The sequence below is a fragment of the Pantoea sp. X-Soil-MYKO-1289 genome (assembly GCF_059730625.1).
The window spans coordinates 2,524,380-2,536,280 of sequence record NZ_AP036004.1 but is presented as its reverse complement, the minus strand read 5'-3'; the positions used below and the strand labels follow the sequence as shown (position 1 = coordinate 2,536,280).

The window sequence follows — 11,901 nt, the reverse complement described above, 5'->3', positions numbered from 1 at the left end:
GCGCTGGCTGCCAGCGCGCCTGTTTTAGCGCATCCAGTCGCCCAGCCGCTCGAGCGGCACCGCCTTGCTGAACAGATAGCCCTGCAGCTGATTGCAGCCCGCGTCGGCCAGCGCGTTCATCTGTCCCGGCGTTTCGACCCCTTCCGCCGTCACCGTCAGCCCCATCGCGTGTCCCAGCTTCACCACCGACTCGATAATCGCCACCGAATTTTCCGCCACGCCCAGCGACTGGGTAAAAGAGCGATCTATTTTGATTTTATCCACCGGAAAGGTGCTGAGATAGTTGAGGCTGGAGTAGCCGGTGCCGAAATCATCCAGCGCAATGCGGAATCCGGCGTCGCGCAGCGCGATGATAATGGCGCGCGCCTCATGCTCATCCTCAATCAGCACCCCTTCGGTGATCTCCAGCTCGATACGCTGGGGATCGCCGCCGCTTTCGCGCACGATCTCCACCATGCGCGCCACAAAGCCCGTGGCGCGAAACTGCACCGGCGAGACGTTCACCGCCACCATCAAATCGGGAAAGCGCTGCTGCGTCAGGCAGGCTTCGCGCAGCACCCATTCTCCCAGCGGAATAATCAGTCCGGTCTCTTCGGCGATAGCGACAAAGTCGCCTGGCGGAATGGCGCCGCGCGTCGGATGATCCCAGCGCAGCAGCGCCTCGACGCCCACCATATTTTTGCCGTCGATATCCATCAGCGGCTGGTACCAGACCGCCAGCCCCTTGAAGTTTTGCAGCGCGACGCGCAGGTCGGCGGCGATGCTTTGCCGCGTGCGGATCGACTCGTCCATTACCCGTTCGAACTGCCGATATTTGCCGCGCCCGCTGCTTTTCGCTTCGTAGAGCGCGATGTCCGCTTTGCGCACCAGCTCCTGACGATCCACCCCGTCTTTCGGCGCCAGCACCAGCCCGATGCTGGCGCCGCTCCACACTTCGCCGCCAAACAGCGGAAAAGGCTGGCTGAGCGCGTCGAGAATACGCTGCGCCAGCGCCTCGACCTGGCCGATGTTGTCTACTTCCGGCATCACCACGAGAAATTCGTCGCCGCCGATGCGCCCTACGGTATCGCAGGGGCGCATCAGGCCGGCGAGACGATGGGCCACGGCGATAATCAGCTCGTCGCCGGCGTGATGGCCGTAGGTATCATTGATGTTTTTAAAGCGATCGAGGTCAATCAACATCAGCGCCACGCGCTGTTCGTGGCGCGTCGCCAGCGCCAGCGCCTGGGTCAGGCGATCTTCCACCAGCGCGCGGTTCGGCAGGCCGGTCAGCACGTCGTGGAACGCCAGGTGCAGCGCCTGCGCTTCGCTGGCGCCGAGCTTCAGCATCGACTGCGACAGGTTAAAGGAAGAGGTCCAGAGTCGCCGCACCATATAGAGGCAGAGCAGCATCACCACCAGCACGGCGAGGGCGGTCGACGGGCCGACGGTGCGCAGCATCTCGGCGCCGGGCCGCGTTGGATCCCAGCGGATATAGCCCACCTCATCGCCCTGCTGCGAGGTGAGCAGGAAGCGCGCAGGCGCCGAGGCGGCGTCATCGGAAAAACGCAGCCCCTTGAGCTGGCTACGCTCCGCCAGTCCCGCAAGATAGCCGTCGTCAAGAAACTTCAGGCTGACCAGCCGGTAGCGCGCCGCGTCGCGGATCATATCGCCCACTGCCAGCGCCGCGGCGCGCCCCTCAACACGCGCGAAGTCCGCCGTCTCCAGACGCGCGCTGGCGCGCAGCAGCGCCTGCACGCCTGCATCGGCCTGCGGCGTCGCCAGTGGCAGGCCGTTGCGCCACGCCTGCATTGGCCGGTTTTGCGGGTCCAGCACCAGGATCAGCTGATGGCCGAACATCTCATACAGCCAGTGGCCAACATTCTCATCGAGCCAGCGCTCGTCGTCCGGGGTCGCCGTCAGATGGGCCTGAAGCGGCTCCCAGCGCGACAGGCTGCGCAGCTGGCGCAGGTGCTCCGCCAGGCTCTGGGTAAAGGAGGCCTGAATCATGCGCTGCTGCTGCGTCTGCGCTTTCTGATTGCTCATCGAGGTGCTGAGAAACAGCCCGGTTCCGGCGCCGACCAGCGTCAGCAGCAGAATAGCCACCAGCGGCAGCAGCACCTCTTGAATGAATGTACGGCGAAAGCCGGCGGAAAGTTTGATGCTGTTTATCATTTTCATTCTTCACGTAACAAGGATGTGTCAGTTATTAAGCTAGCAGAAAACCGCCAGCCTGCACGCTGCCTGGCCTTGCAGGTAGTCATTGAAAAAACGCTAAAAAGTCGCGGCCGCTTCGCTGATTGAAAGCGTTAGAGCTGCTAATTAAAAGTGCCCTCGAAGGTCAACAAATTCATCCTGGCGTCACTGCACGGTCACCCTGCTGTCATCTGTACGGCTCATGGTAATGCCCACGCGCCGCCGGATTTATCGCGGCTTTCACCACTCAGTTAAGGTTGAGGATCGGTTCATGATGGAGATATCCAGACATCCGACCACTGTTTATCAGGCCGTCGCCGCGCAGCTGGAGCAGGCGCTGCGGGAAAACTACCGCAGCGGCGACTATCTGCCTTCCGAACAACAGCTGGCCGAGCGCTATGAGGTGAACCGCCACACGCTGCGGCGCGCGGTGGACGAACTGGTCAATAAAGGTCTGCTGCAACGCCGCCACGGCGTCGGCATCCTGGTGTTGATGCGCCCCTACGACTATCCGCTGCATGCGCAGGCGCGCTTTAGCCAGAACCTGATGGAGCAGGGCAGTCATCCCACCAGCGAACGGCTGCTGGCGGTGGTGCGTCCCGCCAGCGCCGACGTCGCCAGCGCGCTGGGCATCGTTGAAGGCGACAGCGTGATCCATCTGCGCACCCTGCGCCGGGTTAACGGCGTGCCGGTCTGCGTGATTAACCACTTTCTGCCCGATCTGAGCTGGTGGCCGGCGCTGCAGCGCTTCAGCAGCGGTTCGCTGCACGACTTTCTGCAGCAGCACGGCGGCCACCGGCTGACGCGCAGCCAGACCCGCATCAGCACGCGTCGCGCCCAGGCCAAAGAGTGCCGCCTGCTGGAGATTGCGCTGCACGCGCCGCTGCTCTGCGTGCGCACCCTGAATAAAACCCGCGACGGCGCGCTGGCGGAGTACTCCGTCAGCCTGACGCGCGGCGACATGATTGAACTGACCCTGGAGCACTGATGGAAAGCTTAACGCAACGACAGCAATGGCTGTCGGTCCTGGCGCACAGCAGCGCCTCGACGCTGGCGCAGCACTGGCAGGCGCTGCGCCTCGCGCCGCGCTTCTCGCTGATCCGCCCGGCGGAAATCGGCCTGACGCGGCTGATGGCGCGCATGGGCGCCAGTGGCAAGCGCTTCGTGATGGGCGACGCCACCGTGACGCGCGCCGTGGTGCAGCTTGAGGACGGCACGCTTGGCTACAGCTATGTGTTGGGTCGCGACAAGGCGCACGCCGAGCGCTGCGCCCTGATCGACGCGCTGTTGCAGCAGCCGCAGACCCACGCGCTGCTGACGGAAAAAGTAATAACGCCGCTGGCGGCACTGCGCGAGGAGCAGCGCCAGCTGCGCGCGCGGGAAGTCGCCAGCTCGAAAGTGGATTTCTTTACGCTGGTTCGCGGAGATAACTGATGACTTTACTGGCTAGTTTTAACCATCCGGTGGCCGATGCGCAGCGCGCCTTCCGTCGCATTCTGAAAGCGATGAGCGAGCCGGGCGTGATGGTCTCGCTGCCGCTGGCGCAGGGCTGGGGCGCGCTGTCGCCCGCCGCGACCGCGGTGCTGCTGACGCTGGTGGATCAGGAGAGCCCGCTCTGGATCGAGCCGCAGGTCGATAATGAGATCCTGCGCAGCAATCTGCGCTTTCATACCGGCGCGCCGCTGAGCGAGAGCCGCGACGCCCCGTTTGCGCTGAGCCATGCCGCCAGCAGCCCGCGCCCGGCGGAGTTCGCCGCAGGCGACAACCTCGCGCCGGAGAAGAGCACCACGCTGATTATTGAGGTGCCATCGCTCAACGGCGGGCTGACGCTGCGCCTGACAGGGCCTGGCCTGCGCGAGTCGCGCGCCATTGCGCCGCAGCTGCCGGAGAGCGTGCTGGACTACCTGCGCAACCGCCCGCATCCCTTCCCGCAGGGCGTCGATCTGATCTTTACCTGCGGCGAAGCGATGATGGCGCTGCCGCGCACCACCGACGTGGAGGTGTGCTGATGTACGTAGCCGTGAAAGGGGGCGAGAAGGCGATTGCCAACGCCCATCAGCTACAGGCGGACCTGCGGCGCGGCGCGCGCGAGGTGGCGGAGCTGGGCTGCGATCAGGTGGCGCAGCAGCTCGGGCTGGCGGTGGATCGCGTAATGACCGAGGGCGGCATCTACGATCCCGAACTGGCGGCGCTGGCGATCAAACAGGCGAGCGGCGATTTGGTGGAGGCGATCTTTCTGCTGCGCGCCTACCGCACCACGCTGCCGCGCCTCGCCGACAGCGCGCCGCTGGCGACCGGCGAGATGCGCCTCGAGCGCCGTATCTCCGCCGTCTATAAGGATCTGCCGGGCGGCCAGGTGCTGGGCCCGACCTGCGACTACAGTCATCGCCTGCTCGACTTCACCCTGCTGGCCAACGGCGAGACGCCCGCCGCGCCGCGCGCCGACGAGGCGCTGGCGACGCGCTGCCCACATATGTTCGCCATGATGAGCGACGAAGGGCTGGCGGCGCGGGAGATCGACGACGGCAGCGAGCCGGTGGATATCACCCGCGAGCCGATGGGCTTTCCGGCGACGCGGGCGGCGCGCCTGCAGCAGCTGGTGCGCGGCGACGAGGGCTTTTTGCTGGCGCTCGGCTACTCCACCCAGCGCGGCTACGGCCGCACCCATCCCTTCGCCGGAGAGATCCGCACCGGCTACCTCAGCGTCAGCATCTGCCCGGAGGAGCTGGGCTTTGAGCTGGAGATCGGCGAAGTGCTGCTGACCGAATGCGAAATGGTCAACGGCTTCACCACGCAGGGCGACGAGGCGCCGCACTTTACCCGCGGCTACGGCCTGGTGTTCGGCCGCGCCGAGCGCAAGGCGATGGCGATGGCGCTGGTGGATCGCGCGCTGCAAACCCGCGAGCACGACGAGCGCGTCACCAGCCCGGCGCAGGATGAAGAGTTCGTGCTGGCGCACGCCGACAACGTCGAGGCCGCCGGCTTCGTCTCCCACCTCAAACTGCCGCACTACGTCGATTTTCAGGCGGAGCTGGCGCTGCTGAAGCGCCTGCGTCAGGACCATCAGGAGCGCAATCATGGCTGAGCTGAGCGGCTATAACCCGGGCTATCTCGACGAGCAGACCAAGCGCGCCATCCGCCGCGCCATCCTGAAAGCGGTGGCGATCCCCGGCTATCAGGTGCCGTTCGCCGGACGCGAGATGCCGATGCCCTACGGCTGGGGCACCGGCGGCATTCAGATCACCGCCAGCGTGATTGGCGACGCCGACGTGCTGAAGGTGATCGACCAGGGCGCGGACGACACCACCAACGCGGTGTCGATCCGCCGCTTTTTCCAGCGCGTCAGCGGCGCGGCGACCACCGAACGCACCACCGACGCCACCCTGATCCAGACGCGCCACCGCATTCCGGAGACGCCGCTGGAGGCGGATCAGATCCTGATTTTCCAGGTGCCGATCCCGGAGCCGCTGCGCTTTATCGAGCCGCGCGAAACCGAAACCCGCACCATGCACGCGCTGGAGGAGTACGGCGTGATGCAGGTGAAGCTCTATGAAGATATCGCGCGCTACGGCCATATCGCCACCACCTATGCCTACCCGGTAAAGGTCAACGATCGCTATGTGATGGACCCGTCGCCGATCCCGAAATTCGACAACCCGAAGATGCATATGATGCCGGCGCTGCAGCTGTTCGGCGCGGGCCGCGAAAAGCGCATTTATGCGCTGCCGCCCTTTACCAGAGTTGAGAGCCTCGACTTCGAGGATCACCCCTTTACCGTGCAGCAGTGGGATGAGCCCTGCGCCCTGTGCGGTTCGCGCCACAGCTATCTCGACGAGGTGGTGATGGATGACCAGGGCACGCGCCTCTTCGTCTGCTCCGACACCGATTTTTGCCACCAGCAGCAGGAACAGCAACATGCACAGTGAACAGCCGCTGCTTGCGGTCAATAACCTGACGCACCTCTATGCGCCGGGCAAAGGCTTCGAAGCGGTGAGCTTCGACCTCTATCCCGGCGAAGTGCTGGGCATCGTCGGCGAGTCCGGCTCCGGCAAAACCACGCTGCTGCGCAGCCTCTCCGCGCGCCTGACGCCGCAGCAGGGCAACATTCTTTATAACCAGCGCGATCTCTACGCGCTGTCGGAGAGCGACCGACGCCGCCTGCTGCGCACCGAATGGGGCGTGGTGCATCAGCATCCGCTCGACGGGCTGCGCGCGCAGGTTACCGCGGGCGGCAATATCGGCGAGCGGCTGATGGCGGTGGGCAATCGCCACTACGGCGACATCCGCGCTCAGGCGGGCCGCTGGCTGCAGGAGGTGGAGATCGCCGCTAACCGCATCGACGATCTGCCCACGACCTTTTCCGGCGGCATGCAGCAGCGTCTGCAGATCGCCCGCAACCTCGTCACCCAGCCGAAGCTGGTGTTTATGGACGAGCCGACCGGCGGCCTGGACGTATCAGTGCAGGCGCGGCTGCTCGATCTGCTGCGCACCCTGGTGCGCGAGCTGAACCTGGCGGTGATTATCGTCACCCACGATCTCGGCGTGGCGCGCCTGCTGGCGCATCGGCTGCTGGTGATGAAGCAGGGCCGCGTGGTGGAGAGCGGCCTGACTGACCGCGTGCTGGACGATCCGCACCATCCCTACACTCAGCTGCTGGTTTCATCGGTGCTCAACTCATGACGGATAAACGCATGAACACACAACTGCGCGTCGAAAATCTGTGTAAAACCTTTGTGCTGCACAACCAGAGCGGCGTCGAGCTGCCGGTTTTGCAGAATGCCTCTTTTGAGGTGGCGCAGGGCGAAGTGGTGGTGCTGCACGGCCGCTCCGGCAGCGGCAAATCGACGCTGCTGCGCGCGCTCTACGGCAACTACCAGGCCAACAGCGGCCATATCTGGCTGCGTCACGACGGCGAGTGGGTCGATATGGCGCACGCCCCGGCGCGTCAGATGCTGGCGATGCGCCGCGACACCCTCGGCTGGGTCAGCCAGTTCCTGCGCGCGATCCCGCGCGTGCCGACGCTGGAGATCGTGATGCAGCCGCTGCTGGAGCGCGGCGTGGCGCGCGCCTTTTGCGAGAAGCGCGCCAAAGAGCTGCTGACGCGGCTCAACGTGCCGCCGCGCCTCTGGCCGCTGGCGCCCTCGACTTTCTCCGGCGGCGAGCAGCAGCGCGTCAATATCGCGCGCGGCTTTATCGCCGACTACCCGGTGCTGCTGCTGGATGAACCGACCGCCTCGCTGGATAAAGCCAACAGCGCGGCGGTGGTGGAGCTGATTGAGCAGGCGCGCGCGCGCGGCGCGGCCATCGTCGGCATTTTTCACGATGAAGCGGTGCGCGAGCGGGTGGCGGATCGCCTGCACGTCATGCAGCCGATCAACCGCGGAGCGGAAGCATGATTATCAACAATGTCCGACTGATTCTGGAAAACGAGCTGGTGGCGGGATCGCTGGAGATGCGCGACGGCCTGATCGCCAGCTTCAGCGAAACCCCGAGCCGCCAGCCCGGCGCGCTGGACGGCGAGGGCGGCTATCTGCTGCCCGGCCTGGTGGAGCTGCATACCGACAACCTCGATAAGTTCTTCGCTCCCCGGCCGAAGGTAGACTGGCCCGCCCACTCGGCGATGAGCAGCCACGACGCGCTGATGGTGGCCAGCGGCATCACCACGGTGCTGGACGCCATTGGCGTCGGCGACGTGCGCGACGGCGGCCATCGTCTCGACAACCTGAGCAAAATGATCGACGCCATTCGCGACAGCAACCGCAAAGGGCTGAACCGCGCCGAACACCGGCTGCACCTGCGCTGCGAGCTGCCGCACCACGCCACGCTGCCGCTGTTCGAGGCGCTGATGGGCACGCCGGAGCTGTCGCTGGTGTCGCTGATGGATCACTCGCCGGGTCAGCGCCAGTACGCCTCGCTGGAGAAGTATCGCGAATATTACCAGGGCAAATACGCGCTCAACGACCAGCAGATGGATGCCTTCGAGCATGAGCAGCTGACGCTGGCGGCGCAGTGGTCGCAGCCGAACCGTCAGGCGATCGCCGCGCTCTGTCGCACGCGCCATATCGCTATCGCCAGCCACGATGACGCCACCGAGGCGCACGTCGAGGAGTCGCACGGCGTCGGCAGCGCCATCGCCGAGTTTCCCACCACGCTGGCGGCGGCGCGCGCCTCGCGCGCCAGAGGGATGCAGATCCTGATGGGCGCGCCCAATATCGTGCGCGGCGGCTCTCACTCCGGCAACGTCGCCGCCTGGGCGCTGGCGGCGGAGGGGCTGCTCGATATTCTCTCCTCCGACTACTATCCGGCGTCGCTGCTCGACGCGGCATTCCGTCTCGCCGCCGACGAGCGCAACCCGCTGGCGCTGCCGCAGGCGGTGGCGCTGGTGACGCGCAATCCGGCGCGCGCGCTCGGCCTGGCGGACCGCGGCGCCATTGCCGAAGGCCGCCGCGCCGATCTGGTGCTGGCGCACACCGACCACGGCCATCCCCATATTCGTCACGTCTGGGCGCAGGGCAGGCAGGTCTACTGATGGCGCGCCTGATCTGGCTTATCGGGCCGTCAGGCTCGGGCAAAGACAGCCTGCTCAACGCGCTGCGCGAAGCGCCGCCGCCCAATCTGCTGATCGCCCACCGCTACATCACGCGCGCGGCCGACGCGGGCGGCGAGAACCATATCGCCCTGACCGAAACGGAGTTCGCGCGCCGCGCCGCGCAGGGGCTGTTCGCCCTGCGCTGGACGGCGCACGGCCTGCACTACGGTCTCGGGCTGGAGCTGGATCTCTGGCTGGAACGCGGCCATGACGTGCTGGTCAACGGCTCGCGCCACCATCTGCCGCAGGCGCAGGCGCGCTACGGCGCGCGGCTGCTGCCGCTCTGCCTGACCGTGTCGCCGGAGGTGCTGGCGGCGCGTCTGCGCCAGCGCGGGCGGGAGAGCGAGAGCGAGATCGCGCGACGGCTGGAACGCGCCGCGCAGCCGCTGCCGGCGGGCTGCCGCCTGCTGAACAACAACGGCGCGCTGTCGCACACCCTGCTGCAGCTGCGCCAGCTGCTGGAGCCGTTACCATGAAGCTGACATTTCTCGGCACCGGCGGCGTCACCGCCGCGCCGCTTTTCGGCTGCGACTGCGTCGCCTGCCTGAGGGCGCGCGGCGACAGGAAACGGCGACGCGCGCCGTGCAGCGCGCTGATCGAGGCGGGCGGCGAGCGCATCCTGCTCGACGCCGGGCTGCCGCTGCTGACAGAGCGCTTCGCCCCCGGCGAGCTGTCGCGCATTCTGCTGACGCACTACCACATGGATCACGTGCAGGGGCTGTTCGCGCTGCGCTGGGGCACAGGCGAAGCGATCCCGGTCTGGGGGCCGCCGGACGAACGGGGCTGCGACGATCTCTTTAAGCATCCCGGCCTGCTCGATTTCCGTCCGTCGCTGACGCCCTTCGTGCCCCATTTTTTCGGCGCGCTGCAGGTGACGCCGCTGCCGCTGCAGCACTCGAAGCTGACGCACGGCTACCTGTTCGACTGGCACGGCGCGCGGCTCGCCTGGCTGTGCGACACCTGCGGTCTGCCGCCCGACACCGACGATTTTCTCACCGGGCAGCGCATTGATGAGCTGGTGATCGACTGCAACGATCCGCCGTCTCCCGCTGCGCGCAACCATAACGATCTGACGCGCGCGCTGGCGATCGTCGACCGGCTCGCGCCGCGTCGCGCCTGGCTGACTCATCTGTCGCACCAGATGGATAACTGGTTAGCAAACAATCGCTTGCCCGATTCCGTATCGGCAGCGGCCGACGGACTGACGCTGTCGCTGAGCGCGGACGACCCTGTCACCGTTTGATCACCTCACTGTCATCAGAGAGTCATCACGCCGGGCCGTAATAGGCGTCAACTAACCGCTTGTCAACGCATACGGAGTGAATCATGGCACAGGCACTGTTAAGAACGGTGGTGGATAACAGCAGCGCGCCGCTTAGCCAGACCAGAGAGAAAGTGTTGTCGGTGCAGGGTCTGGGCAAGCGCTGGGGCGAGAACCGCGTGCTGGACAATGTCAGCTTTGATCTGCATGCGGGAGAAATGGTCGCCGTCATCGGCCGCTCGGGCGCAGGCAAATCGACGCTGCTGCATATGCTCAACGGCACTATCGACGCCTCGGAAGGCGCGGTGTACAGCCTGCGCGACGGCGAGCCGCAGCGCAATCTGCTGGCGCTCAACAGCCGCCAGCTGCGCCAGTGGCGCAGCGAATGCGGCATGATTTTTCAGGACTTCTGTCTGGTGCCGCGCCTCGACGTGCTGACCAACGTGCTGCTGGGCCGCCTCAGCCAGACCTCGACGCTGAAATCCTTTTTTAAGGTGTTTTCCGACAGCGACCGCGCCCACGCCATCGAGCTGCTGCAGTGGATGAATATGCTGCCGCAGGCGCTGCAGCGCGCTGAGAACCTGTCGGGCGGCCAGATGCAGCGCGTGGCCATCTGCCGCGCCCTGATGCAGAACCCGAAAATCCTGCTGGCCGATGAGCCGGTGGCGTCGCTCGATCCCAAAAATACCAAACGCATCATGGATGTTCTGCGCCAGGTGAGCGAGCAGGGCATCAGCGTGATGGTGAACCTGCATTCGGTTGAGCTGGTGAAAAGCTACTGCACGCGCGTGATCGGCATTCAGCGCGGCAGGGTGCTGTTCGACGGCCATCCGGCGCACCTGACCGACAGCCTGCTGCAGCAGCTGTACGGCGATGAAATCAATCAGCTTTACTAACCTCCACGGCAAGAGAAAAACCTCGAATGAAACTGACTTTATTAGCGTTACTGACCGGCGTAATGACCTTTGGCGTGAACGCAGCGGATGCGCCGAAAGCGCTGAATCTGGGCATTCTCGGCGGCCAGAACGCCACCCAGCAGATTGGCGATAACCAGTGCGTGAAGGACTTTTTTGATAAGGAACTCAAGGTTGATACGAAGCTGCGCAACTCCTCCGACTACGCCGGCGTGATCCAGGGCCTGCTGGGCGGCACGATCGATATGGTGCTGAGTATGTCGCCCGCCTCGTACGCCTCGGTTTATCTGCAGGATGCCAAAGCCGTGGATATCGTGGGCATTCTGGTGGACGATAAAGATGGCTCGCAGGGCTACCACTCGGTGGTGATCGTGAAAAACGACAGTCCCTACAAGAAGCTGGAGGATCTGAAGGGCAAATCGTTCGGCATGGCCGATCCCGATTCGACCTCTGGTTTCCTGATGCCGAACCAGGCCTTTAAGAAGCAGTTTGGCGGCAGCGTCGATGACAAATACAACGGCTTCTTCTCCAGCGTCACCTTTTCCGGCGGCCACGAGCAGGACATTCTCGGCGTGCTGAACAATCAGTTCGACGGCGCGGTGACCTGGAGTTCGCTGGTGGGCGACTACAACAGCGGCTACAGCTCCGGCGCGTTCGGTCGTCTGATCCGTATGGATCACCCCGATCTGATGAAGCAGATCCGCATTATCTGGCAGTCGCCGCTGATCCCGAACGGCCCGCTGCTGGTGAGCAATAAGCTGCCGGCCGATTTCAAACAGAAAGTGGTCGAGACGATTCAGAAGCTGGATAAAGAGCAGCACGCCTGCTTCGTGAAGGCCGTCGGCGGCGCGCAGCATATCGGTCCGGCGTCGGTGGCGGACTATCAGAATATTATCGATATGAAGCGCGACCTGGCGAAAGGCCAGCGCGGCTAAGGTCAGGACGGGTATCTCTGCTGAAAA

13 protein-coding genes are annotated in these 11,901 nt (G+C 65.0%); 12 read left to right on the top strand and 1 reads right to left on the bottom strand.

What is annotated here, in order from left to right; all coding sequences use genetic code 11:
* Positions 1-24: 24 nt before the first annotated feature.
* Positions 25-2,154, bottom strand: a complete 2,130-nt coding sequence (locus AC6I7Z_RS12270) for a putative bifunctional diguanylate cyclase/phosphodiesterase (protein WP_497814405.1) — start codon at positions 2,152-2,154, stop codon at positions 25-27.
* A gap of 295 nt (positions 2,155-2,449) precedes the next feature.
* On the opposite strand from AC6I7Z_RS12270, the gene phnF reads away from it, so the two are divergent.
* The 12 genes from phnF (at position 2,450) to phnD (ending at position 11,874) form a co-directional block, all read left to right on the top strand.
* A complete protein-coding gene (phnF, locus tag AC6I7Z_RS12265; RefSeq protein WP_497815440.1) occupies positions 2,450-3,163 on the top strand; it encodes a phosphonate metabolism transcriptional regulator PhnF in 714 nt (237 codons plus the stop codon).
* Entirely contained in the window at positions 3,163-3,609 is a 447-nt protein-coding gene (gene phnG / locus AC6I7Z_RS12260; protein ID WP_497814404.1) for a phosphonate C-P lyase system protein PhnG, read from the top strand. The genes phnF and phnG overlap by 1 nt, the downstream gene beginning before the upstream one ends.
* Positions 3,609-4,184, top strand: coding sequence for a phosphonate C-P lyase system protein PhnH (gene phnH, locus AC6I7Z_RS12255; RefSeq protein ID WP_497814403.1), 576 nt, complete (start codon positions 3,609-3,611; stop codon positions 4,182-4,184). Before phnG ends, phnH begins: the two co-directional genes overlap by 1 nt.
* Positions 4,184-5,260: a carbon-phosphorus lyase complex subunit gene (locus AC6I7Z_RS12250; RefSeq protein WP_497814402.1), complete on the top strand. Its 1,077-nt coding sequence runs from the start codon at positions 4,184-4,186 to the stop codon at positions 5,258-5,260. Before phnH ends, AC6I7Z_RS12250 begins: the two co-directional genes overlap by 1 nt.
* Positions 5,253-6,101 carry an alpha-D-ribose 1-methylphosphonate 5-phosphate C-P-lyase PhnJ gene (locus AC6I7Z_RS12245; protein WP_497814401.1) on the top strand — a complete coding sequence of 283 codons (849 nt, stop codon included), beginning with the start codon at positions 5,253-5,255 and terminating at the stop codon, positions 6,099-6,101. Before AC6I7Z_RS12250 ends, AC6I7Z_RS12245 begins: the two co-directional genes overlap by 8 nt.
* Positions 6,091-6,855, top strand: coding sequence for a phosphonate C-P lyase system protein PhnK (gene phnK / locus AC6I7Z_RS12240; RefSeq protein WP_497814400.1), 765 nt, complete (start codon positions 6,091-6,093; stop codon positions 6,853-6,855). The genes AC6I7Z_RS12245 and phnK overlap by 11 nt, the downstream gene beginning before the upstream one ends.
* An 11-nt stretch (positions 6,856-6,866) precedes the next feature.
* Positions 6,867-7,571: a phosphonate C-P lyase system protein PhnL gene (gene phnL / locus AC6I7Z_RS12235; RefSeq protein ID WP_497814399.1), complete on the top strand. Its 705-nt coding sequence runs from the start codon at positions 6,867-6,869 to the stop codon at positions 7,569-7,571.
* Positions 7,568-8,704: an alpha-D-ribose 1-methylphosphonate 5-triphosphate diphosphatase gene (gene phnM / locus AC6I7Z_RS12230; protein WP_497814398.1), complete on the top strand. Its 1,137-nt coding sequence runs from the start codon at positions 7,568-7,570 to the stop codon at positions 8,702-8,704. The genes phnL and phnM overlap by 4 nt, the downstream gene beginning before the upstream one ends.
* Positions 8,704-9,240 (top strand): ribose 1,5-bisphosphokinase, encoded by a 537-nt coding sequence (gene phnN, locus AC6I7Z_RS12225; protein ID WP_497814397.1) that lies wholly within the window; start codon positions 8,704-8,706, stop codon positions 9,238-9,240. Before phnM ends, phnN begins: the two co-directional genes overlap by 1 nt.
* Positions 9,237-10,007 (top strand): phosphonate metabolism protein PhnP, encoded by a 771-nt coding sequence (phnP, locus tag AC6I7Z_RS12220; RefSeq protein ID WP_497814396.1) that lies wholly within the window; start codon positions 9,237-9,239, stop codon positions 10,005-10,007. Before phnN ends, phnP begins: the two co-directional genes overlap by 4 nt.
* Before the next feature lie 83 nt (positions 10,008-10,090).
* The gene (gene phnC / locus AC6I7Z_RS12215; RefSeq protein ID WP_497814395.1) at positions 10,091-10,921 is read left to right on the top strand and encodes a phosphonate ABC transporter ATP-binding protein; all 831 of its coding nucleotides are present in this window, start codon (positions 10,091-10,093) and stop codon (positions 10,919-10,921) included.
* Between the two features lie 26 nt (positions 10,922-10,947).
* On the top strand, positions 10,948-11,874 hold the full coding sequence (phnD, locus tag AC6I7Z_RS12210) for a phosphonate ABC transporter substrate-binding protein (RefSeq protein ID WP_497814394.1): 927 nt from the start codon (positions 10,948-10,950) through the stop codon (positions 11,872-11,874).
* Positions 11,875-11,901: the final 27 nt, after the last annotated feature.